General features: G+C 62.0%; 16 protein-coding genes and 1 riboswitch. Of the genes, 1 reads left to right on the forward strand and 15 read right to left on the reverse strand.

From position 1 onward, the window contains the following. The first annotated feature begins 111 nt into the window (after positions 1–111). Complete coding sequence (locus MLB1_RS09820) at positions 112–1,527, forward strand: hypothetical protein (RefSeq protein ID WP_180749445.1); 1,416 nt, start codon at positions 112–114, stop codon at positions 1,525–1,527. Positions 1,528–1,566: 39 nt separating this feature from the next. Here the strand turns inward: MLB1_RS09820 and MLB1_RS09825 are convergent, their stop codons facing one another. From MLB1_RS09825 to MLB1_RS09895, 15 genes are all read right to left on the reverse strand, one after another. After that, positions 1,567–1,905, reverse strand: coding sequence for a hemophore-related protein (locus MLB1_RS09825; protein WP_180749446.1), 339 nt, complete (start codon positions 1,903–1,905; stop codon positions 1,567–1,569). A 110-nt stretch (positions 1,906–2,015) separates the two neighbouring features. Next, entirely contained in the window at positions 2,016–4,877 is a 2,862-nt protein-coding gene (locus MLB1_RS09830; RefSeq protein ID WP_180749447.1) for an RND family transporter, read from the reverse strand. 40 nt (positions 4,878–4,917) lie between these two features. Beyond that, entirely contained in the window at positions 4,918–7,821 is a 2,904-nt protein-coding gene (locus MLB1_RS09835; protein WP_180749448.1) for an RND family transporter, read from the reverse strand. After that, on the reverse strand, positions 7,818–8,228 hold the full coding sequence (locus MLB1_RS09840; protein ID WP_180749801.1) for an MmpS family transport accessory protein: 411 nt from the start codon (positions 8,226–8,228) through the stop codon (positions 7,818–7,820). Before MLB1_RS09840 ends, MLB1_RS09835 begins: the two co-directional genes overlap by 4 nt. A 557-nt stretch (positions 8,229–8,785) precedes the next feature. Further along, the gene (locus MLB1_RS09845; RefSeq protein WP_180749449.1) at positions 8,786–10,120 is read right to left on the reverse strand and encodes a hypothetical protein; all 1,335 of its coding nucleotides are present in this window, start codon (positions 10,118–10,120) and stop codon (positions 8,786–8,788) included. A gap of 75 nt (positions 10,121–10,195) precedes the next feature. Further along, complete coding sequence (locus MLB1_RS09850) at positions 10,196–11,464, reverse strand: lipase family protein (protein WP_180749450.1); 1,269 nt, start codon at positions 11,462–11,464, stop codon at positions 10,196–10,198. Between the two features lie 90 nt (positions 11,465–11,554). Then, a complete protein-coding gene (locus MLB1_RS09855; RefSeq protein ID WP_180749451.1) occupies positions 11,555–13,945 on the reverse strand; it encodes an excinuclease ABC subunit UvrA in 2,391 nt (796 codons plus the stop codon). Beyond that, positions 13,946–14,356, reverse strand: coding sequence for a VOC family protein (locus MLB1_RS09860; RefSeq protein ID WP_180749452.1), 411 nt, complete (start codon positions 14,354–14,356; stop codon positions 13,946–13,948). A gap of 5 nt (positions 14,357–14,361) precedes the next feature. Further along, on the reverse strand, positions 14,362–14,808 hold the full coding sequence (locus tag MLB1_RS09865; protein ID WP_180749453.1) for a helix-turn-helix transcriptional regulator: 447 nt from the start codon (positions 14,806–14,808) through the stop codon (positions 14,362–14,364). A gap of 17 nt (positions 14,809–14,825) precedes the next feature. Then, entirely contained in the window at positions 14,826–18,371 is a 3,546-nt protein-coding gene (gene car / locus MLB1_RS09870; protein ID WP_180749454.1) for a carboxylic acid reductase, read from the reverse strand. 181 nt (positions 18,372–18,552) lie between these two features. Next, entirely contained in the window at positions 18,553–18,834 is a 282-nt protein-coding gene (locus MLB1_RS09875) for a glutaredoxin domain-containing protein (RefSeq protein WP_180749455.1), read from the reverse strand. A 9-nt stretch (positions 18,835–18,843) separates the two neighbouring features. Further along, positions 18,844–19,239: a pyridoxamine 5'-phosphate oxidase family protein gene (locus MLB1_RS09880; protein WP_180749802.1), complete on the reverse strand. Its 396-nt coding sequence runs from the start codon at positions 19,237–19,239 to the stop codon at positions 18,844–18,846. A 303-nt stretch (positions 19,240–19,542) separates the two neighbouring features. Then, positions 19,543–19,815 carry a WhiB family transcriptional regulator gene (locus MLB1_RS09885; protein ID WP_180749456.1) on the reverse strand — a complete coding sequence of 91 codons (273 nt, stop codon included), beginning with the start codon at positions 19,813–19,815 and terminating at the stop codon, positions 19,543–19,545. 4 nt (positions 19,816–19,819) lie between these two features. After that, positions 19,820–21,490, reverse strand: a complete 1,671-nt coding sequence (locus MLB1_RS09890; protein WP_180749803.1) for an NRAMP family divalent metal transporter — start codon at positions 21,488–21,490, stop codon at positions 19,820–19,822. A gap of 410 nt (positions 21,491–21,900) precedes the next feature. Next, a riboswitch (M-box (ykoK) riboswitch) is annotated at positions 21,901–22,070 on the reverse strand. 87 nt (positions 22,071–22,157) lie between these two features. Next, complete coding sequence (locus tag MLB1_RS09895; RefSeq protein ID WP_180749457.1) at positions 22,158–23,651, reverse strand: potassium/proton antiporter; 1,494 nt, start codon at positions 23,649–23,651, stop codon at positions 22,158–22,160. Positions 23,652–23,693: the final 42 nt, after the last annotated feature.

Here is a 23,693-nt window from a genome sequence, read left to right on the forward strand (position 1 = left end):
CTCCTGGACTTCCTCGCTCGAGTCTTCCGCGGCACCGCGCCGACTCACCGGCCACTGAGCAACCGCAGCGTGACACCGTGAACGCGCGTAGAGAACGAAGGAGTCTGATCGGTGCCTGGGCAGATACGTCGTGTGCGCGAAACCCTGAACAAACGTCGCGCTTCGAAAGCTGCTGCGCAGCCGGATAACCGACTCGCCTTGGCGGATGAAGCACTAGTGGCTGAGCATCGCGCCGCCGGCATGAACGTGATCATTCAGGTTACGTGGCTATACGGGCACGATGTCGACCTCGATGCGCTGCGGCGCTTTCATCGCAATCTCGGTCAAGGTTTGTTGGGCCGGCGCATCGAGCGTCCAGCACTTCCGATCGCCCGGCATCGGTGGGTGGCAGATCATGGGCAATCGGATATCGAGATCGCTCAGCATGCCCGTCCACGGGTCGAGTTCAGCGACTGGGTCGATGAACGCTCACAGGTGCGTATCGACCCCGAATCCGGGCCCGGCTGGCATATCGGCGTCCTTCCCTTAAAAGACGGCACAACCGCGATCAGCCTGGTGCTTTCGCATAACCTGATCGACGGCCTCGGGCTCGCGCTCGTGATAGTCGAAGCGGCCCTGGGCAAGACACGCGATCTTGGTTACCCGTCACCGTTGTCACGCACTCGACTGCGCGCAGTGGGCCAGGACGCCCGGCAAACGGCGCGTGACGTACCCAAGGTCGCCCGGGCGCTTGTGACGGCAGTAAAACTGGCCCGGAAACAGGCGCGTGACAAGAGTGGGAACGAGCATTCACCGGCACCGCAACCACCCGCTTTCAACGCGGCCGTCGCCGATGACACTGTGCTCGTACCGGCCATCACAATCTATGTCGAGCTAGACAATTGGGATGCCCGTGCGGAAGCTCTTGGCGGCGCGAGTCATACGCTCGCTGCGGCCTTTGCCGCCAAGCTCGGGGAACGGATCGGGCGTCGACGCTCAGCTGACGGCGCAGTCACCTTGCAAATCCCCATCAGCGACCGCACAGAGGAAGACACCCGTGCGATGGCGCTGTCGTATGCCCGCGTCAGTATCGACCCCGCTTCGCTCACAACGGATCTGCGTGACGTTCGAGCCGCCGTCAAACAGACGCTGACCACCCTGAAGGAGACGTCGGACGATTCGAAGCAACTCCTGTGGCTGCCCTCGTTCGCGCCGAAGCGAACGCTGAAGCGGATGGTGACCAGAATCCCCGCCGACCCCGATCAGTCTGTGTTTTGTTCTTACCTCGGCGATCTCAGCACGTTCATCGGCTACCCAGCGGGCACCATGGCCGACTTCCAAAATGCACGTGCGACCGGGCAACGCGAAAGACGACAGTTGCTTGAACGAACCGGCGGTCGAATGTTCATACTGTCCGGGCGCCTCAACGGGAAGATCTTCATCAGCGTCGGCGCCTACCAACCGGGCGCGACCAATACGAAAGCCGCTTTATGTGAGCTGGCCGGGCTCACGCTGGCCGATTTCGGCCTGACCGGCGAGATCCACTGACCAATCGGACGCAGCCAAAGAGGCTCACGCCCAATCTGGTCAGAAGTTGTGACAGGTCTTGTAGGCCTGTTCCATTACTCCCAGATACGGCTGGAAGGCTGGGGCGTTCGCCACATCTTGGGCAGTCTGTGCCCGCTTGTCCGGCCCGGCCGCAAGGAACTCACGCAGGCCGCGTTGCAGTATCGGTGATTGAGCGAATGCCTTACCGAACTGCGGGTCTTGCGCATTGAGCGCAGCCACCACTTGCGGATAGCTGCATGTTGTGTTGATGGCCAAATCCAGATCGGGGTCCGCGGAGGCGATCCCGACACCGGCGCTCAGCGAAAACGCCAGTGCCCCAAGTCCGGCGGCCACGTTGACCATTGACGGACGAAACATATGCACAGATCCTTCCTACTGATACTTCTCAACCATTCCGACCCTAATGGGCCAAACTTGATGTCACCCGCGCTTTACCCGGTCCGTCATAAGTCAACTCCAACAAGAACTTAGGCATCTTGCGTAACCAGAAGACCAGGGGCCGCCGAATCCTGCGATCCGCCGGCAGGGCGTTGACGTACCTGCTGTGGCCACCAGAACCAGCGCCCCAGCAGCGCGGCGATCGCGGGAGTCATGAACGCGCGCACCACCAACGTGTCGAACAACAGACCGATACCGATGGTCGAACCCACCTGTCCGATGACGCGCAGGTCGCTGACCACCATCGACAACATGGTGAACGCGAAGACGAGACCCGCGGTTGTCACCACCTTGCCGGTTCCGCCCATGGCCCGGATGATGCCGGTATTGATACCGGCGCCTATCTCTTCTTTCATCCGTGACACCAGCAGCAGGTTGTAGTCGGAACCGACCGCCAGAAGAATAATCACGGACATCGCCAGCACGAGCCAGTGCAATTCCATACCGAGGATGTTCTGCCAGATGAGCACCGAGAGCCCAAATGCCGCACCCAACGAAAGTGCCACTGTCCCAACGATAACCAGCGCCGCGACGAAACTTCGCGTCATGATCAGCATGATCCCGAAAATGAGACAGAGCGCCGCAACGCCGGCAATCAAGAGATCGTAGGCAGACCCGTCGCGTAGGTCCTTGAATGTCGCCGCGGTCCCGGCAAGGTGAATCTTGGCGTTCTCCAGCGGCGTCACCTTGAGCGCCTCCTCGGCCGCCGACCGCACCGCATCCACCCGCGAAAGGCCCTCCGGCGTCCCAGGATCGCCTCGATACGTCAGGATCAGACGTACAGCCTTCCCGTCCGGTGAAAAGAACAAGGACATGGCGCGTTTGAAGCTCTCGTTCTCGAAAACCTCTGGCGGCAGATAGAACGAGTCGTCGTTTTGGGCGCCGTCGTAGATCTTTCCCATCGAGGTGGCGTTGGCCGCCGTTTCGTCGATCAGCGCAAACATCCCCGACATGGTGCTGTGCATGGTCAGCATCATGGCGCGCATTGCCTTCATGGTCGTGATCATCGGCGGGAACAGGGCAATCAACTCCCGTTGAAGCCCGTCCATCTGCTCTACGCGCGCGAGGATCTGGTGCGTCTGATCACTCAGCTGGTCGGTACCGTCAAGTGCCTGAAATATGGATCTGACCCCGAAGCACATCGGAATGGTTTCGCAGTGCTTCTCCCAATACAGGTAATTGCGAAGCGGTCTGAAGAAGTCGTCGAAGTCTGCAATGTAGTTCCGCAACCGGTCAACGGTCGCCGTCAGTTCCCTGTTCATGACGACCGTCTCGTGGGTGATACCGGAGATGTTGCGCATCAGATCGTAGGTGTGCTGCATTTGATTGATCATCTTCGCCATGCCGTCGGCCTGTTTCAGCATGTCTTCCATGCGGTCTTTCCCAAACGGCAGGATCTGGAGCATGCCGGCGCTCTGCAGGCTGATCTGGAACGGAATCGAAGTACGTTCGATCGGGCTGCCCTCGGGTCGAGTGATGCTCTGCACCATCGAAATACCCGGCACGGCGTAGAGGCCCTTGGCCAGTTTGTGCAGAACCACGAAGTCTGCCGGATTGCGCATATCGTGGTCCGCCTCGAGGATCAGAACGTCGGGCGTCATTCGCGACTCGGGAAAGTGCCGCTCGGCGGCCGCATAGCCCACATTGGCTGGAATGTCTTGGGGCACATACAGTCGATCGTCATAGCTGGTCTTGTATCCCGGAAGCGCCAACAGGCCGATAAGCACGACAGCGCATGCCGCGGCGAGGATGGGCACGGGCCACCGAACGATCGCCGTGCCAACCCAGCGCCATCGACGGACCATCATCTTCCGCTTAGGCTCGAACAGCTCAAAACGGCTGCCTAACGCAATAACTGCCGGAACCAGCGTGACAGCCACGGCAACCGCAACAACCATTCCCACCGCGGCGGGAATGCCCATGGTTTGAAAATAGGGCAGCCGGGTAAAACTTAGACAGAAAATTGCTCCCGCAATCGTCAGCCCGGAGGCCACGACCACCTTGGCGACGCTGCTATAGGTGGTATAGAACGCCGTTTCGCGATCCTCGCCGGCCTGACGCGCTTCGTGATATCGCCCGATGAAGAATATGCCGTAGTCCGTGCCGACGGCGATCCCGAGTGACACCAGCAGGTTGACCGCGAAGGTCGAAAGTCCAATGACACCATGGTCGCCCAGGAGCGCGACGATGCCCCGCGCCGCCTGCACTTGTACTCCCACCATGATCAGCAGAAGAACCACCGTGACAATCGAGCGGTATACAAAAAGCAACACCGTGAGTATCACCACGAACGTCACGAGCGTGATTTTGACAATGGATGTGTCGCCCGCGTGGTTCATATCCGCCACCAACGGCGCCGGGCCCGTGACATAGGCCTTGACCCCCGGCGGTGGTGGCGTCCGTTCCACGATTCCCCGGACGGCGTCCACGGATTTGTTCGCCAGGGCTTGGCCTTGGTTACCCGCAAGATTCAGCTGAACGTAGGCACTCATACCGTCGGCGCTCTGCACACCCGTCGCCGTGAGCGGGTCCCCCCAATAATCTTGGACGTGCTGCACATGCGTCGTATCGGCTCTCAACTGACGAATCAAATCGTCGTAGTAGAGGTGCGCGTCGTCACTGAGGGGTTGCTGACCTTCCAACACAATCATCGCCACGCTGTCGGAATCAGACTCCCCGAATACCTTGCCCATACGCTGCATCGCTTGAAACGACGGCGCCGCCTTGGGAACCAGCGACACCGAGCTTTCCCGCCCGACACGCTCCAGCGATGGGACGGCGAAGGTCACGACGGCGATGATCGCCAACCATCCAAGGATGATCGGTACCGACAGCCGACGGATCAACCCGGCTACGAACGGCCTCCGATTGGCCAACCGGTGGGTGCTCACGCGGCCCTCACCCGGCAGAAGGTAAACGCATTCATTACGGTTAGCGCTCTTCCTTCTGCAGAAGGAAACTCACCAACGGACGGGGGCCTGCCGGGCGACGTAATGCACTGGCAGGACGCTGGCGTACCTGCTGTGGCCACCAGAACCAGCGCCCCAGCAGCGCGGCGATCGCGGGAGTCATGAACGCGCGCACCACCAACGTGTCGAACAACAAACCGATACCGATGGTCGAACCCAGCTGCCCGATGGTGACGAGGTCGCTGACCACCATCGACAACATGGTGAACGCGAAGACGAGACCCGCGGATGTCACCACCTTGCCGGTTCCACCCATCGCCCGGATGATGCCGGTATTAATGCCGGCGCCTATCTCCTCTTTCATCCGTGACACCAGCAGCAGGTTGTAGTCGGAACCGACCGCCAAAAGAATGATCACGGACATCGCCAGCACCACCCAGTTCAACGGGATGCCGAGGATGTTCTGCCAGATGAGCACCGAGAGCCCAAACGCCGCACCCAACGAAAGTGCCACTGTCCCAACGATAACCAGCGCCGCAATGAAACTGCGCGTCATGACCAGCATGATCCCGAAAATGAGACAGAGCGCCGCGGTTGCCGCGATCAAGAGATCGTATTTGGAGCCGTCCACCACGTCTTTCACCGATGCTGCGGTGCCGGTGAGATAGATCGTGGCGTTGCGTAGCGGAGTGCCCTTGAGCGCTTCCGCGGCCGCGGTTTCAATCGGTTCTACCAGCGACATGCCCTCGGTGGTGGCGGGGTCGCCCCTTTGTGAAATCAACATACGGGCCGCCTTCCCGTCCGGTGACAGGAAGATGTCCATCATGCGTTTGAAGTCCTCGTTCTCGAAAACCTCTGGCGGCAGATAGAACGAGTCGTCGTTTTGGGCGGCATCGAAAGTCTTACCCATCGCGGTGGAGTTATTGGTCGACTGTTCCATCTGATCCAAGATTCCCGACATGGTGCTGTGCATGGACAACATCATTTTCCGCGTGGATTCCATGGTCTCGATCATCACTGGAAATTGCTCGGCCATTTGCGGCAGGACTTCGTCCAGTCGATCGAGGTTTGCGACTAGATCGCCCAATCTATCGGAGACCTCGTCGACGCCGTCGAGTGTGTCGAAGACTGATCGAATCGCCTGACAAACCGGAATGTCGTAGCAGTGCTTCTCCCAGTAAAGATAATTTCGAATCGGCCTAATGAAGTCATCGAAATTCGACACATGATTCCGCAACTCGTTCATGATTTCTTGCAGCTCATGTGTTGTTCCGACCATGTCATGAGTTGTGCCCACCATCTGCTCCGTCAACGCTTGCATGCGCTTCATGACGGCTATCGTCTTCAGCATGTCGTCGGCCTGGACCAGCAGGTCGTCCATCCGATTCTTCTGGAACGGCATCAAATGCGATTGACTCGCGCTACTCATGCTGAGCATGAACGGGATCGTGGTGTGCTTAAGAGGCTCTCCACCGGGGCGAGTCACCGCTTGAACCCTGGAAACGCCCGGGACGGCTTGGACGCCCTTGGCTAGTTTGTTCAGCACCAGAAAATCGATCGGATTGCGCATATCGTGATCGGCCTCGATCAGCAGTACGTCCGGCGCCATCATCAACGATTGCGGAAAGTGTCGTGAAGCGGCCGCGTAGCCCACATTGGCGGGAATGTCCTGCGGGATGTACTTCTGGTCGTTATAGCTTGGTTGGTATGCGGGCAGCGTCAATATCCCGATAAGCGCCACTGCGCATGTCGCGACGAGAATCGGTGCGGGCCACCGAACGATTGCCGTGCCGATCTGACGCCATCGACGGACCATGACTTTCCGCTTGGGCTCAAACAGCCCAAAACGGCTACCTATGGCGATAACAGCCGGCACCAGAGTGATGGCCACCGCGACCGCGACGACCATACCGACGGCGGTGGCGACACCCAGAGTTTGATACACGGGCAGCCGGGTGAAGTGCAGACAGAGAACCGCGCCGGCAATCGTCAAGCCGGAACCCAAGACCACTTTCGCAACACTGCGAAAGGTGGTGTAGAAGGCGGTTTCCCGATCCTCGCCGGCCTGACGCGCCTCCTGATATCGCCCGGTAAAGAATATGCCGTAATCGGTTCCGGCCGCGATGGCAAGCGCCACCAGCAGATTGACGACAAACGTGGTAACTCCGATAAGCCCGAGACCACCAAGTAAGGCCACGAATCCTCGGGCGACCGTCAACTCGATTCCGACGACCACCAGCATGAGAATGACGGAAATGACCGATCGATAGACCAAGAGCAACATAGTGAAGATGACCAGGAAGCTCAGCCCTGTGACCAGGAGGACCGTCCTGTTGCCGGCAGGGCCCAAATCTGCAGCGAACGCTGCCGGGCCAGTGACATAGGCCTTGACCCCCGGCGGCGATGGCGTCCGCGCCACGATGCCCCGGACGGCTTCCACGGATTGGTTCGCCGACGCCCCCTCTCGGGGATCGACAAGGGCCACTTGTACATACGTGGCCTTACCGTCGACACTTTGCGCAGCGGCCTGGGTGATCGCGTCGCCCCAAAAATCCTGGACGTGCTGCACGTGCGTGGTATCGGCCTTCAGCTGGCGAATCAAATCGTCGTAATAGCGGTGCGAGTCGTCGCCCAGGGACTGCTGCCCCTCCAGGACGATCATCGCCACAAAGCTGGAATTAGATTCGCCGAACACCTCGCCCATGCGCTGCATCGCCTGGAACGACGGCGCCGCCGCGGGATTCATCGCAACCGCGTGCTCTTTTTCGACCTGCTCAAGCGACGGAACGCTGATACTCAAAATTACGGCGATTGCCAACCAGCCAAGGATGATCGGCACCGACAGCCGACGGATCATCCGCGCTACGAACGGCGGGCGGCTTTGTACCTGCAACGGCTCCGTGCGAGGTTCGACGGCAGTGCTCATGCGGCCTTCAACATGCAAAAGGTCAATGCGCTTACACCGTGCCGGATCTTCTCGTCTTTGACCTTATCGCCGACGACGATGCGGCATCCGATGCTGTCGGTGTCGCCCTGCGCGGTGATGTTTCCCATGGCCGTCGCCTCGGTGATCGGGAACTCCACCGACCACGGCAGCGTCGCGTCCCTGATGAGCTGCGGCTCAGCGTCGGCGTCGAAATAGCTGATGGTTGCCACCGTGCCCGGCGGACCGAACACTTCATAGACCAGGTACTTGGGGTCGTGCGGCCGCTTCTCCTCACGTTCGGTGCTGGCGTACGCGGGCCGACGCTCGTTGCCGAAGACACCGTGCAACCGCGACACGGTGAATCCGCCTGCAACTGCTACCACCACAAGCACCAACGGAATCCACAGCCGCTTCAAAATCCTGAAAATCGCAAGTCCCTCCGACTGTATGCGTGCCCGGCAGCATGTCAGCTGCACAAACATGCGTCTCCAGATCGGATGTGAACACAACAGATAACCGAACTTCGAATGCGATTGCACTCCAGGCTCGGTCGTGCGAAGCACCGCCTACGTACGGCACGCCACGTTGCGCGCGACCCGATTCCGACGAGTAAATCATGCTGGTGCGTCACGAACGACACAAACCGAGATCTTGGCCGGAAACGCCTCAATGCCTTGATGATTAGGCCGACGGCCACCTTGATTTGGTAATGGACTGCTCGTCCAGAAATCTATCCCCCGGACCTGCCTCGCACCGTATCTGGTTACAGCCAAACCCCATTCGGCTTCCGGGGAGCAGGGCCGCTTCTCGCTTCTTCGCCACCATCGTCAGCCATATCGCCCACAGCACATCACGCGAGCCCTCCCGCTATTGCGAAATATCCAGTGCTCTTGTGTATCTCGTGATCGTTCTACTCATTGGCAGGGCGTGGACGGATACGCTGTGCCGCTAGCAGCCGCCCCGGCTAGTCCCGGGAGTGCGCGGCTTCTGGGTCCATTTCCGTTTGTATCCAACGGAATCCGGACTGGCTCCGTTCCATGAACCGGCGCTCGTAGGTGCCCTCGACCCTCTTGCCGTCGACCTCCCCGGTGAGTACCAGCTGATCGGGAGACGGCTGCCGCACATTCAGTATCTGCTGTGGAGGATCGGACTCGCGCTTGCGCAACTCCAACCGGTCGCCGTCAATTTTGAGCGTCCACGACGAGGTGCGACCGTCGGGCGTCTGGGAGACGAACGTCATCACACTGAACTCCGCCACCTTGTCACGGTGGGAAATGGCCACGTTGGGCCAAGGTGCGGGTTCAACCTGGTTCAGCGTTGCCTCACGCCCATCGATGGTGAATGACGTTGCATGCCATACACCATCGAGGCTGGAAGTGGGTGTCTTGTACGTCGAGGACACCACAAGGCTCTGAAAGGCAATGAGCACCGTCATCACCGATGCCAACCCGAATTTGAGCACGATGCCTGTCTTTAGCAGCCACCGTCGGTCCGCACCGAGCACCCGCCAAAGCTGCGCTGGTTGCGTCCCGCGGTTGAACGCCACCCGCACAAGGTTTGGCCACATCGGTGCGGTGACGGCAATTGCGATCAAGAAAAGCTCGCCGGACACCTGCTTGACCGGCACGTCGTAAGTCATGTTGAGCAGGAACACCTGCCCCATCGCGAATACCGAACCCAACGCCCCCAACACCCACGTGCGGTTCCACAGCAGCAGCAGCCCTGAGACCAATTCCACGAGCCCGGTAGCGATCGAGTACGGCTCCGAGGCCCCCATGAATCCCCACAGCGTGTTGAATAGGCTTGTATCACCGACCAATTGAAGTTGCCGGTCGGGCAGTGCCATGAATCCCATCTGTGTGGGGATGGCTTTGGCCATCCCGTACGTAATCATCGACATGGCCAGACCGAACCGCGCGAAGACCCATAGCGAGGCGGCCAGGCGACGGTAGTTCGGGCGGTGGCGGTCCAGCGCCGTCCACAGTGCGGTGATCAGCAGGGCCACCACAATCCATCCCAGGTGGTAGCACCACATCCACACCAGGTCACCGCCGGCGGACACGGTCAATTCGATGCCGCGCCCACGGATGAGGAAACTCCCGATCTGAGCCGACAGCCAGAGCACCGGCTCGAACAGATCGGACAGCCCGAGGTTGCCGTAGACGGAGAGCACCAGGATGCCGCCGCCGATGGTGAAGAGCAGGCGGAATCCGAGCTTCTGCAGTGGAGTCCACCGAGCTGTCGGCTCGGGTCCCTCGTCTTCAGCAGTGCCGGATAGTTCGGGCGCGGCGATCGTCATGTCAACGAGCGTAGCGATTCGGCGGCTGCCTCCGCCTCCGGGAAAACCCTGACTCACATCCTGATTCGTGGATTACTAATCCCCGAGAGCGCTCCGCATCCAACGCAGAACACTCGGCATCGCCCATCCGGCCGCGATCAGATGCTCACCGGGCACAGGCAGGTAGTCCACCGTCGCTCCCTTGGACCGCCAGCTGGCGGCGAGCTCGAGAACACCCTCCTCCGGAATGAACTGATCGCCGAGGAATTTGTCCTTGGTGCCGTGGTACAGCAGGATCGGCATGGTAGGTGCCGTGGCGCCAGGTTTATTCGCGGCAATCACATCCTGGGCGATCTCCGATTCGAAGGGCTCCGGAATGGCCGCCAACACATCCAAGTCGATTCGTGCAATCCCGGCGGCCGCCAGAGGCGGCTGCGGCAGATCCTTGATCAGGGTCGTCACATAGAACGCGAAATCGTCGAAGAGTTCCACCATACTCGGGTACTCGCGCGCTTGCCCGATCGTCGCCGCGGCGAACAGCCCAGATCCCAAGGCGCCATTCATTCTTCGATACAACAGGGCGTAATCCGTTGGTGTTCCTCCCGCTACCGCTCCGCGGAAACGAAGCTCCGGCGCATATGCCGGCTGCTCCTGTGCGGCCCACACGGTCGCAATGGCGCCGCCGCTGTACCCATCCATAACCATGGGGGATTCGACGAGATCCGCGCTTATTCTTCGCATCCCGCGCACCGAGTCCAGAACCGCGTGTGCGGCCATGATGCCCGCCGAGTACGCCATCCGCGGCCCCTCGTGATCGGGTATCAGCACCGCATAGTTTTTGGCCAGCAGTAATGGCAACAGCGGGGGCACGTCGACATACAAGCCCCGTTCGATGCGGTAGGACGGTGCGGCCTTGAGGCCTAGCGAGTTGATCGGCTGGTTGCGCACCACCACCGGTCGCGCACCCGCGCCTCGCCAGGGACGGTTCGGCTCGATGAGGGTGGCCGTCACGGGCACCGCATTTCCCGCGGTGTCGGTGGAGCGAACCATGAACCGGTGGATCGTGGCACCCGGAATCGGAACACGCGGCCGCACATACTGCTTGCGGACAATTTCCCCGTTGGCGCGGTCGGAGAGATCGCCCGGATCGGAGTAGAAGCCGGGTCCCGGGATCGGGGTGGGGAGAATGGCCGCATGGCGATCGGCACGCTGCGCAGCAGTCAGCCTGCGCGCCGCCCAGCTGTTGAGCCGCCGCACCACCGAGGGACTGCGCAAAGCGGTCGCGGTGCCGGCGATCCCTGCCACCGCCGCTCCCACCCCAGCCAATGCGGTACCACCGAGAACAGCTACGGGCTTCGTTGCCATGCGCTACCTCCTGCGTCCAGGACAGCGTAGACAATTCGCCTTCACAACAGATGTAGTGGGAAAGTCGACCAGACTGGTGCGAGGGCGCCGCTAGACGCCGACGTACTCCGCGAGGTGCTCCCCGGTCAGGGTTGACTGCTCGGCGACGAGATCCCTCGGTGTGCCCTCGAAGACGATCCGGCCACCATCGTGCCCGGCACCGGGGCCCAGATCGATGATCCAGTCGGCGTGCGCCATGACAGCCTGGTGGTGCTCGATAACGACCACAGACTTCCCGGAATCCACCAGGCCGTCCAACAGGCCGAGAAGCTGTTCGACATCGGCTAGGTGCAAGCCGGTGGTGGGCTCATCAAGAACGTAGATACCACCATCGGAGCCCATATGGGTGGCGAGTTTGAGGCGCTGCCGTTCGCCGCCGGAAAGCGTCGTGAGGGGCTGCCCCAGGCTGAGGTACCCCAGGCCGACATCGTTCAGATGGGTGAGGATCTTATGAGCAGCGGGAACTTTCACATTGCTGTCCGAGGAGGCATCGCCGAAGAAAGCCTGGGCGTCGGCGACCGACATCGCCAGCACCTGACTGATATCGCGTCCACCCAAGTGATAGTCCAACACGGCGGCATCGAACCTCTTGCCTTCGCACACATCACATGTCGTGGCGATACCTGCCATCATCCCCAGGTCGGTGTAAATGACACCCGCACCATTGCAGTTGGGGCAAGCCCCCTCCGAATTCGCGCTGAACAGCGCCGGCTTGACTCCATTGACCTTGGCGAATGCCTTGCGGATCGGTTCCAGAAGACCGGTGTAGGTGGCCGGGTTGCTGCGACGTGAACCGCGTATCGGGGCCTGATCCACGGCGACCACTCCGTCGAGCTTGGACACCGAACCGTTGATCAGAGAGCTCTTACCGGAGCCTGCGACCCCAGTGATGACCACCAGCACACCGAGGGGAATGTCGACGTCGACCTTCTGCAGGTTATGAGTGTTCGCGCCGCGAATCTCCAAGGAGGAATCCGACTCTCGCACCGAGTCTTTCAGCGCGGCACGGTCGTCAAGATGACGCCCGGTCACGGTATCGCTGGACCGCAGCTCCGCTACGGTGCCCTCGAAGCAAACAGTCCCGCCCGCGGCGCCCGCACCGGGTCCCAGATCCACGACATGGTCGGCGATCTGAATGGCCTCCGGTTTGTGCTCCACCACCAGGACGGTGTTGCCCTTGTCGCGCAGTTGCAGCAGCAGATTGTTCATCCGCTGAATGTCATGAGGATGCAGGCCGATTGTTGGTTCGTCGAATACGTACGTGATATCGGTGAGCGATGAGCCGAGATGGCGGATCATCTTGGTGCGCTGCGCCTCTCCCCCGGATAGCGTCCCGGCGGGTCGATCGAGGGAGAGGTATCCAAGACCGATTTCCACGAACGAGTCGAGAGAATGCCTCAGCTTGTCCAATAGCGGGGCGGTCGAAGGCTCCTTGAGCCCTCCCACCCACTCGGCCAGATCGCTGATCTGCATCGCGCAGACCTCGGCGATGTTCTTGCCCTTGATCTTCGAGGACCTGGCCAGCTCCGACAACCGGGTCCCATGGCAATCCGGACAGGTGGTGAAGGTGGCTATCCGCTCCACGAAGGCGCGGATATGTGGCTGCATGCCGTCGATGTCCTTGGACAGATACGACTTCTGGATCTGTGGGATCAGGCCGAGATACGTCAGGTTAACCCCGTCGACCTTGAGCTTGGTCGCCTCCCTGTAGAGCAGGTCATGCAGTTCCTTCTTGGTGTACTTGCGAATCGGCTTGTCGGCATCGAGGAATCCGCAGCCGCGGTAGATGCGCCCGTACCACCCATCCATGCTGTAGCCGGGCACGGTGAGAGCGCCCTCGTTGAGCGACTTGTTCTCGTCATAGAGCGCGGTGAGGTCGATATCGTTGACGGAACCCCTGCCCTCGCATCGCGGGCACATGCCGCCGGTGATGCTGAACTCGCGACGTTCCTTCGTGGACTGTGACCCACGCTGAACGGTGACCGCTCCCGCGCCGCTTATCGACGCGACATTGAACGAAAAGGCTTGAGCTGAACCGATATACGGTTTGCCGAGTCGGCTGAAAAGGATGCGCAGCATTGCGTTGGCGTCGGTGGCCGTGCCAACCGTGGACCGCGGATCGGCCCCCATGCGCTCCTGGTCGACGATGATCGCCGTTGTCAGCCCGTCGAGCACGTCGACATCCGGCCGCGCCAGCGATGGCATGAATCCCTGTACGAAGGCGCTGTACGTCTCGTTGATCAGGCGCTGGGATTCGGCGGCGACCGTGCCGAACACCAAAGAGCTTTTACCCGAGCCGGATACGCCGGTGAACACCGTGAGTCTGCGTTTCGGCAGCTCGACGCTGACGTCCTTGAGGTTGTTGACCCGGGCACCGTGCACCCGGATCAGGTCATGGTTGTCAGCCGGATGATTCTGGGTAACTTTGGCGCTCTTGGCCATTCAGGACAGCTCCTGGATCCGGACGGTGCAGCCGGCGGGGTCACGGAAGGCACAGTCTCGTGAACCCCATTGCTGATCGGTGGGCTCCTGCATGACCTCGGCACCGGTGGCCCGCACACGCTCGAAGAGTCCGTCGAGGTCGTCGGTGGCCAGCATGATGCTGGCGTAGGTGCCCTTGGCCATCATCTCGGTGATCGTCTGGCGCTCTTCGTCGGTGATACCCGGGTCGGCGGCGGGCGGTGTGAGCACGATGTTCATATCGGGACGTCCGGCCGGTCCCACGGTGATCCACCGCATCCCCTCGTACCCGACATCGTTGCGGACCTCGAATCCGAGGGCGTCGCGATAGAACGCCAGGGAGGCCTCGGGGTCGGTGTGTGGAAGGAAGCTCGCATTGATCGTGATGTCCATGACGGTCACGCTAGCCGCCGCCCGGAAGGGGATGCTTCTTGATTCCTGATCGGTCTGGTGACTCGCTTGGCGACACAGGAGGGCATGCCCACGATGTGCTCCGCGGTTCGTTCCTTGTAGACACTGGGCGGCACACCCACCAGTTCGGAGAACCGGGTGCTGAAGGTGCCGAGTGATGAGCAGCCGACCGCGAAACAGACCTCGGTGACGCTCAGGTCGCCGCGGCGCAGCAGCATCATGGCCCGCTCGATACGTCGTGTCATCAAGTAGGAGTACGGCGACTCTCCATAGGCGCTCTTGAACTGCCGGCTCAGGTGGCCCGCCGACATATGCGCATCGCGTGCCAACGCTTCGACGTTCAGCGGCTGCGCGTACTCGCGGTCGATCCGGTCGCGCACCCGGCGTAGCCGCGCGAGGTCATGCAGACGCTGCTCCCCGCCTGCACCGGTCACAGGCGGGATTCTATCGGCTAGATCATCCCCAGCAGGCTGATGTCGGCGGCGTACTTGAGGATCAGGTCCTTGGTGACATGCGGGATCTCGCCTGCGTCACCAACCTTGGCCGTCCGCACCGCACCGCTGAATTCGGCGGTCGGCAGGGCAGATCCGTCGATCGCCGGCTGCGGCCTCTCGTACATCTTGAGCAGCGGCAACACGGACTGCTGTCGCTGCTGCTCCGGCAGACTCTTGAGCGCCGTCTCAAATCGGGCGAGCCACTGACCGTAATCGTCGATCCGCACGATTTTGTACCCGGCCTCGATCAGCCAGTCCACGAAGGTGTCCAGTGAGACACCGTCATGGTGCGGGTTGAACACGTCGAAGCTGCGGTAGCCGTCCGTCACCTTCACGCCGCCGATCGCGGTGATCGACGCGGCGGTGAAATCGCCTGGCACACCGTCATAATGGGCCCGTTGGCGGTTGCCGTCGGCATCCAGTTCGTAGAAGCTGGCCGGTGCGACACCGGTGAGCAGCAGGCTCTGGATGGTGCGGGTGAACACGTCGGTGACGTTGAGCTGGCCGTGGTAGTCACTGTGCGCCAGGATCATGTCGGAGCGGAACACCCGGACGGGCAGACCGGCCAGATCGTGGGCCTCCCGCAGCAGCACTTCGCCTGCCCACTTGGAGTTGCCGTACCCGTTGGCGTAGCCGTCGTTGATCTCGCGTTCGGCCGACATCAGGCGAACGTCGGAGTCCTCCTGGAATTCGGTTACCGGGATCTGGTCGGCGATGCCCACCGTCGACAGGTAGGTGACCGGCTTGAGCCGTTCGGATAGCGCCAGCTTGATGATCTCGGCGGTACCTGCCACGTTCGGACCGAACAGCTGGCTGTACGGCAGGACGTGGTTCACCAACGCACCGGAGTGCACGATCAGATCCACATCACTGGCGAGCTTTTGCCAAACATCTCGTGTCAGACCAAGATCCGAATCACCAAAGTCACCGGCGATAACCTCGAGGCCCTGGTCTGCCAGCTGACGGTAGTGCGCCGACAGATCCGGGTCACCCGATTCGTAGACCGCATCCAGCCGAGCCCGAGCGGCGTCGACGCCGGTGCCGCGAATGAGCGCGTACACCTTTCCGCCCTTGGGGACCAGCCGTTCGAGCCAGTCGAGCACCAGCCAGCGTCCGAGCCAACCGTTGCCGCCGGTTACCAGCACGGTCTTCACATCGCTGGTCGCGGGCGCAATATCCTTGGCCGCCTTCAATAACGACTCGTCGAGGAACTTGTCGAGGGTGAGCTCGGCGGCGTTGATGACGGTCGCGTTCTTGCCGTGCACCGTCACGAATGTCGGCTGGGTGGCGTCACCGGCCAGTTGGGCCTCGATATGCCGGGCGATCGCGGCGAGATCGTTCGCGACGCTGTTGATCACGCCGACCGGAACGTCCACCTCGAAGATATCGCGCAACAGCTCCGAGTACGACAGCGCCGACAGCGAGTCACCACCCAGATCGATGAATCGCACATCGGGGGCCAGATCGGTGGCGGAGGCACCTAATAGGGCCGCCGCGGCGTCGGTCACCGTATCCAGTACCGGCCGGCCGGCCGCCTCCCGGGCGAGTTCACGTAACCGCTCGTTCTGGCTTTCGGCCAGGTCCGCGTACAGCGCCTCCAGCCGTTCGCCGTAGTGCTCTTTCAACTTGGGGCGCAGCAGCTTGCGCGCATCCGACAGCAAGCCCGACTCAACGGTGAACGGTTCAGTCTCGACGATGAAGTTCCTGGGGATTTCGTAGGACTGCAGTTCGGCGTCCTTGGCGACCTGCTGCAGAGAGTCCTGGATCAGCGGCTTGAGCGCATCGGGCGAATCCACATACCGTTCAAGGGCTTCCGGTGTGGGCACCACGACCGCCAGCAGGAACGAACGCTCGCTGTTGCCATACACAAAGATCTGCCGAACCAGCGGGCTGCCGGTGTAGGCGGCTTCCAGTTTGGACACCGCGACGAACTCACCCTGGGCGAGCTTGAGGACGTTCTTGACGCGGTCGAGGTACTTGAGGTGGTCGGCTCCCAGCTCGGCGACCACATCGCCGGTCATGTAATAGCCGTCCTCGTCGAAGACATCGGCAGTGGTTTCAGGGCGCTTGTAATAGCCGGGGAACATGGTCTCCGACTTGATGCGCAGCTCACCCCGAGGATGCGGGGAATCCGTTGTGAAGTAACCGAGTTCGGGAACATCCACAAGCTTGTACTCGGTGACGGGCGGACGCGACAAGATGCCGTCGCGCCACACCGCCCCGGCTTCGGTGGAACCGTAGCCGTCGAGCATCGCCACCTGCAGCAGCGATTCCATGAAGTCGTTCATCTCGGGAGACAGCGGTGCAGAACCGGATCCGGCGCTGAGCACACGCCCACCGAAATCCTCCTCACGGATGCGCACCTTGATCTGCTCGGCGATATCCACGTTGCTCTCACCGGGGGCAAGCGAGCGATCCAGCTCGGCCTGGTAGCGCTGAAAGACCATCTCCACCACACGAGGTACGAACAGCACCTCCGTGGGACGGATGAGTGCGATGTCCTCGAAGAACGTCGACAGGTCACTGGAGGCGATGTAATACGCCGTGCCGCCGCCGGAAAGCGTGCCCATCAGCGTGAGGCGGCCTGCCAGGTGGCTCATCGGCATGAAGTTGACGCCCACGGACGGAATCACCGCGGTGGTGAGCCACTTCTTCTGCCACAGGTTGGCGACCATCCACTGCGGGTACATCGCGCCCTTGGGGGTGCCGGTGCTGCCGGAGGTGTAGATGAGCAGCCGCAGCGCATCGGGGTCCACGCTGGGCTGTGGGGCCGCGGGGAGCTCGCGTCCGCGTGCGATGGCCTCGCCGAGGAGCTCGATGGTGATGGCCCGACCGGCATCATCGAGCCGAGTGCGCGCCGCACGCAACGCCTCGCGATGGCTGTCCACCTCGGGGTGGTAGTCGAAGACCGACAGCAGCCGCACCGACGGCGACGCAAGCACGGATTCCACCGTCGCATCGAGGTACTCGACACTGGCCGCGAACACCGTGGGCTGCGTCTCCTCCAAGATCGCGTTGCGCTGCTGCACCGATGCGCCGGTCTGCAACGGCACCGACACCGTCCCGAGGCGTAGTCCCGCGACATCCAACGAGGCGAAGTCCGTGCTCGTGAAGCCGAGCTGAGCGACAAAGTCACCGTCACGAATTCCCTGGTCGTACCACGCGGCGGCGATGGCCTCGGCGCGATTCCACAGCTCGCGATAGGAGGTGGTGGTGTACTCGGGCTTCAGCACAACGGAGGTCGCGCCGTTGTCATCGGTGACAAATTCGATGGCTCGCTGCCCAAGCGCCGGGCGTTCCCCGTAACCCTCCAGTAGTCGCCGGATCACCTCGACGAGCGGCAAGCCGGGTTCATTGACCGCCTCGGCAATCCCGTCATCGGGCAACAGCGCCTGCAGCTGCGGGTCGTTGGACACGACCTCCGCGACGCGGCGCTCGAGTGCCTGATCTTCCCTGAGATCAGGGCTGGTCGTTGCGGCTGGTGTGGAAATCGTTTGTGTCATGCCAGATACCTCGGGATCGGTCCGCGTTGCTTTGAACGGGCGATTACGCCCACAGTAGAAAAGTACATACCTATGCTAACTATTCCCTGTGGGTGGCGGTGCGGCCCTCCCACCGAGTGGACATTCATGCTGGTCTAGGCCGGAGAAGTCCCGCACAAACGTCATCTCGGCGTGAGGAGCGTCACTGTCGCAATGCGTGCGGAGCATGTTTACGCACTGCCGCCAGCAGCTGTTGTCGCGAGGGATTCACCAACGGATGCCCCGCGACGCTGACGGTCGGCACCGTCTCATTGCCGTCGGCAACGGAACGCACGTACGCGGCAGCCTCGGGCGATTCCCAGATGTTCACCTCGGTGTAGCGCAGCCGAGTGAAGCGCAGCTGCGTCCGCAGCTTGATGCAGAAGGGGCAACCCGGCCGCCAGTACACGACGACCTCGTCAGAGGCCGGGAAGGGCTTCGTCATGATCCATGTCTACACGGGCTTCCCCGCAGTAACGCCCGGCTTAAGTGTGTAGATGCCCTCGATGGCGATGACGACGGCACAGCGCGGGTACTTCAGTCCCCGCTCCTCTGCGAAGGCAACGGCATCATCGAATGCCGGCCCCGAATCGTGGATGCGGGCAGAACCGACGAACCGGTACCCGTCCAGCGCATCGCGGTCGATCACGGCAACGGAAACCTTTGATCCGGCAAGGATATTGGCCAGTGTCTGCCCGCCGGTGTTCTCATTGAAGATTAGAGACCGTTCATCGCGCACCCGCAGCGAGCGTTTGGGCCCGATGTTGGGGGTCGTGCCGTCGGTCACCGTCGCCAGGACCGCCAGTTGGGAACCGAGCATCCGCTTCATCTCATCGGTGAGCGTGGGCATTGTGAACGCGACCTCCTGGAATGGTTGTACTGAAACAAGATTCGGTATAGGTGGTGGCGGCGTGCAGGCCCGGGCGGTATCGAGTAGCCGACTCGTAGCACCGACCGGAGCCGCACGCATCAGCACCGAGAGTAGATGCAACAGACCCTCGGAAACCGTGAGCCGGCGCTGGCTGGTCCGCAGGATGTGAGCCGCGGAAACCTTGTCGCCCAGGGCGATCGCTTGAGCAATCGCAACCGTCTCGCACCATGACGCATTCATGCTGTCCCGGCCCAGCGGAGAATTTCGGCTCACCGAACTATATTATTCGTTTCCACTAACCACGTCTAGTGCTCGCACTCGAGGCGGCACCCGGCTCCGGTCGCGTCTTTCCCGCGGTGTGGTCGCCCCCCACACCCCGAATAATTCGCCCGCCGCGATGGCATACCTGCTGCATGGCTCCCGTACCGGGCAGTGCCGACAGATCTGTTTGGCTCGAGCCTCCCGCAGGGTCCGAGCCCTCCCCCGCTCGTGATCCGGTGAGAAGAACAGGTCGGTCGGCATGCCGCGGCAACGCGCCCACTCAAGCCACTTCATATCGCTACCCGATGATGGTCTGGGCGATCTTCACGGCGACAAGTACTACCGCCAGCAGCAGATACCCGCGCAGCGCAACCATTCCCGCCGTCCGCAGCGGCGACCAGGCTGGGCGGCCCAGCGTGTCGAGCGCCGGGGTGCGCCAGGAGTCACGCTCCTGGCGCAGGAGATCGCGCCGCAATGCGCGGTCCTGCGGGAGCGAGTCCAGATCCTGAACCTCATCGGGGTCCAGGCCGCCGAATTGCGCCGCCGTCTGTACGGCAGCCCGACGATCGGTCCACTTCTTCCCGACGACGACCGCAAGCCCGCCCAGGACGCCGACACCTGCGCCTGCGGCGAAGAATGCCTTGAGCTGTCCCGTCGTCAGGTCAGGGAAGAAGGTCGCCGCGGTGAGTGACAGCGAGAGCAGCACCAGCGCCCAGACAATGACCCCCGCAAAAAGGTTCTGGCGCATGGAGTTAACCCACGGGCCGAGCACCGCCTTGTCGTTGCACAGCAGTACCAGAAACACCGTCGCCGAGGGCAACAGCACGCCGGCTAGCGCCTGTACGCCCTGTGTGAGGACACCCAGCACCGGGTCCGGGCTGAACGACACCGCCGCGGCGATGCCCAGCAGCAGCCCGTACCCGAGGTAGAACGCAGGCGCCTCGTTTATCTTCCAGTGCAGCGAGTGGCGCTTGCCAAACGTATCGCCCAAGGCGTACGTGGTGGCCAGCCCGACGGCGTTGGCACCGATGAGCGAGGCATCAAGCAACAGCACGGCGAACAAGGCACCCACCGCGGGGCTCACATGATCATGCAGCAGCCGTGCCACCGCACCGGCGTCGGTGAAATTGCCGACCGCGTCGGTGCCCGCCAGGCCGAATGCGGCCGCCGCCATGATGCAGATGGCACCCGCCATCACCAGGACGATGCCGACGGCGAGATCGATTCGCTCATAACGGATCCAGCGTGGTGTCAGCCGCTTGTCGACGATATTGGATTGCTGGAAGAACAGCTGCCATGGCGCGACAGTGGTACCCACGATCGCGACGACGAGCAGCAGTAGTTCGGCGTTCAGACCGCCCGGGAATGACGGCACGAAACCGGACGCCGTGGTGGTAAGGGACGGGTGCACCAGGATCGCCATCGGGATCATGACGATGTTGATCGCGATGAGCGCGAACAGGAACCGCTCCCATCGCCGGAACGAACCCCCGGCGATCACCGCGAACAGCAACACCGCCGCCAGCGGTACGGAGATTACCCGGGGCAACCCGAAGTAGCTCAATGCCATTGCCACCCCGATGAATTCGGTGACGATTGTCAGGGCGTTGACGACGAACAGGTCCCCGACACTGAAGGCACCCCAGAACCGCCCGAACCGGGCGAAGATGAGGCGAGCGTGCCCGACTCCGGCGACCGCGCCCAGTCGGACGACCATCTCCTGGTTGACGTACAGCACCGGGATGAGCAGCACCAGCGTCCATAGCAGGGCCATGCCGTAGTTCTGGCCCGCTTGGGCATAGGTCGCGACTCCACCGGCATCGTTATCGCCGACCATCACGATGAGACCGGGGCCGAGTACTGCCAACAACATCCGGAAGCGCTGCCACCGACCGCGGCCATCCGTCGTCTCGTGCTGGCCGATTGTGCCCAACGCACCGACGATGTCGCCGATATGCGCACTGTCCATGACGGCCCCCACTGTCTGGGAGGCCGGGCCGTTGGTGGAACTCCCGATGGGCTGGGCCTCCGCGGGTCGATGGTTTCGGCGAGGTACGCCGTTGAAGAATGCCATTGCAGTTGCCGCCCTTCAGGGGTTTGTCCGCTGCGCAGGGGATTCCGGGCATGCCAAAGTAAGCCTGGCGCATATGTTTTCGCGTCAGGTCAGGCGTGAACGGTGTCGCAGCGGAAGGCTGGGAACATGTAAACGTGCTGGATTACTCCAGGTTTTCGATCCGGGCTGGAATACGGACTATCGCCGGACTTCATCTCGTCCCCTCACCTCCTTGCTGCCAGGGCGGCCATGCCGCATCGGTCGTCATATCAGCGCAAGCCAGGCGGCACTCGAACGGGAGGACAGGCGCCCGACATCGGACGACCCAATCACCTCTCTCGTCAGAGCTTCGGCACTGCACGACGTAATCCCTGGTGGGAAGCCACTTCGGGTCACCCCTTAGGCCGGGGAGACCTGTCCTAACCCTGGGCGTCTCTCGACGTCGTCGGATCAGTGGCCTGTGTTCGTGCAGGAGCCTCACCTAGCGAGGTGCTGAACATCGGTACTGTATGCCTGAGAAACGGTGCGCGTCAACGCAACACCCATTCTTCACAGCGGCTTGACAGCATCCGCGGCGGATCGGTCAGACTTCGCCGTACTCATCGAACCAGTGCGCGAGCTTGCCGCGCCTGCTCACCGCGCGCAACCGCGACTCCGTCAACGCCCGGGTCTTACTGGTGGTCACAATCATGAGTTCATCGCCCGAATCGATTCGGGTGTCGGGTAGCGGAACGAAGGTATTGCCCTGTCTGATGACCAGGGTGACGACGGCCGGATCGGGCAGCCGCAGCTCCAGGATGGTCACATTGCACAGCCGAGATCCCGGCTGCACCTTCATGGTGAGCAGCTCGGCGTCGAGCACATCCAAAGGAGCTGCCTCGACTTGGATCTCACGGGTGGCCTCCCGGGAGATCAGCCCCAGGAGATGCGCGACGGGCCGCAGGCTCGGTCCCTGTACCAAGGTGAAAACCACCACCAAGACGAACACGATGTTGAGAAGGCGGTAACTGTTAGGCACGCCCTCCACGATGGGAAAGGTTGCAAGCACCACAGGCACCGCGCCGCGTAGGCCCGCCCACGAGAGAAAGGCCTGCTCCCGCCACGGGATACCAAATCCGAGAAGCGATCCCACCACGGAGAGCGGCCGGGCAATCAGTAGGAGAACCAAGCCGATCAGGATCGCCGGAACGATGTCATGCACCAGCTCGGTCGGGTTAACCAACAGCCCAAGCAGGACGAACAGGCCGATCTGCGCCAGCCAACCGAGTCCCTCGGCGAATGATCGCGTGGCAGACCGGTGCGGCAGACCAGAATTGGCCAGCACCACCGCGGCCAGGTAGGCGGCGATGAAGCCGCTGGCATGGACGCTGCCCGAGGCGGCGAACGCCACCAGCCCCAGCCCGAACGTCGCGATCGGGTACAGCCCCGACGCGGGCAGCGCGACGCGACGCAGGGCCATCGCCCCGAGAAAGCCAGACCCGAGACCAATCGCCGAACCAGCCAGCAGCTCGTAGACGATCTGAATCACCGCACTCTTCGGCTCGAACACGAAGGGCATGACACTGAACATCAGAACCAGGATCACCGCAGGCGCGTCATTGAAACCGGACTCTGCCTCCAACAGTCCGGCCACCCTGCGTGGCAGCGGCAGCACCCGCAAGACCGAGAAAACCGCGGCCGCGTCTGTGGAGGACACGATGGCGCCGAGCAGCAATGCCAGCTGCCAATCCATCCGCAACAGCACATGCGCGCCGACCGCGGTCACCACGGTGCTGATGACGACACCGACCGTGGCCATCGCACCGGCAGGGGCGAGGACCTTGCGGATATCGGAGAACCGTGTGGTCAAACCGCCCTCGACGAGGATCACCGCAAGCGCAGCGGTGCACACATTCCGAGCCAATTCCACGTTGTCGAACTCGACACCGAGCCCGTCCTCGCCGAGAACGACCCCCACCAGCAGGAAGAACAAAAGGCTGGGAAATCCGATCCGCGTGGCCACGCGAGTACCGACGATGCTGGCGAGCAGCACGAGGCCACCGATGAGCAAGGCCAGGTACAGCTGGTGCAAGCTCACGTGGTTCCCGTCGGTTGACTTCGATTAATAGGGCACGATAGC

Source organism: Mycobacteroides sp. LB1, assembly GCF_013449725.1.
Classification (GTDB): Bacteria; Actinomycetota; Actinomycetes; order Mycobacteriales; family Mycobacteriaceae; genus Mycobacterium.

Excerpts from the sequence above, each read along its gene's own strand:
- MLB1_RS09825 (WP_180749446.1), bottom strand. The coding sequence starts at position 1,905 with ATGTTTCGTCCGTCAATGGTCAACGTGGCCGCCGGACTTGGGGCACTG.
- MLB1_RS09835 (WP_180749448.1), bottom strand. The coding sequence starts at position 7,821 with ATGAGCACTGCCGTCGAACCTCGCACGGAGCCGTTGCAGGTACAAAGC.
- MLB1_RS09845 (WP_180749449.1), bottom strand. The coding sequence starts at position 10,120 with ATGACGATCGCCGCGCCCGAACTATCCGGCACTGCTGAAGACGAGGGA.
- MLB1_RS09850 (WP_180749450.1), bottom strand. The coding sequence starts at position 11,464 with ATGGCAACGAAGCCCGTAGCTGTTCTCGGTGGTACCGCATTGGCTGGG.
- MLB1_RS09855 (WP_180749451.1), bottom strand. The coding sequence starts at position 13,945 with ATGGCCAAGAGCGCCAAAGTTACCCAGAATCATCCGGCTGACAACCAT.
- MLB1_RS09860 (WP_180749452.1), bottom strand. The coding sequence starts at position 14,356 with ATGGACATCACGATCAATGCGAGCTTCCTTCCACACACCGACCCCGAG.
- car (WP_180749454.1), bottom strand. The coding sequence starts at position 18,371 with ATGACACAAACGATTTCCACACCAGCCGCAACGACCAGCCCTGATCTC.
- MLB1_RS09875 (WP_180749455.1), bottom strand. The coding sequence starts at position 18,834 with ATGACGAAGCCCTTCCCGGCCTCTGACGAGGTCGTCGTGTACTGGCGG.
- MLB1_RS09880 (WP_180749802.1), bottom strand. The coding sequence starts at position 19,239 with ATGCCCACGCTCACCGATGAGATGAAGCGGATGCTCGGTTCCCAACTG.
- MLB1_RS09885 (WP_180749456.1), bottom strand. The coding sequence starts at position 19,815 with ATGAAGTGGCTTGAGTGGGCGCGTTGCCGCGGCATGCCGACCGACCTG.
- MLB1_RS09890 (WP_180749803.1), bottom strand. The coding sequence starts at position 21,490 with ATGGACAGTGCGCATATCGGCGACATCGTCGGTGCGTTGGGCACAATC.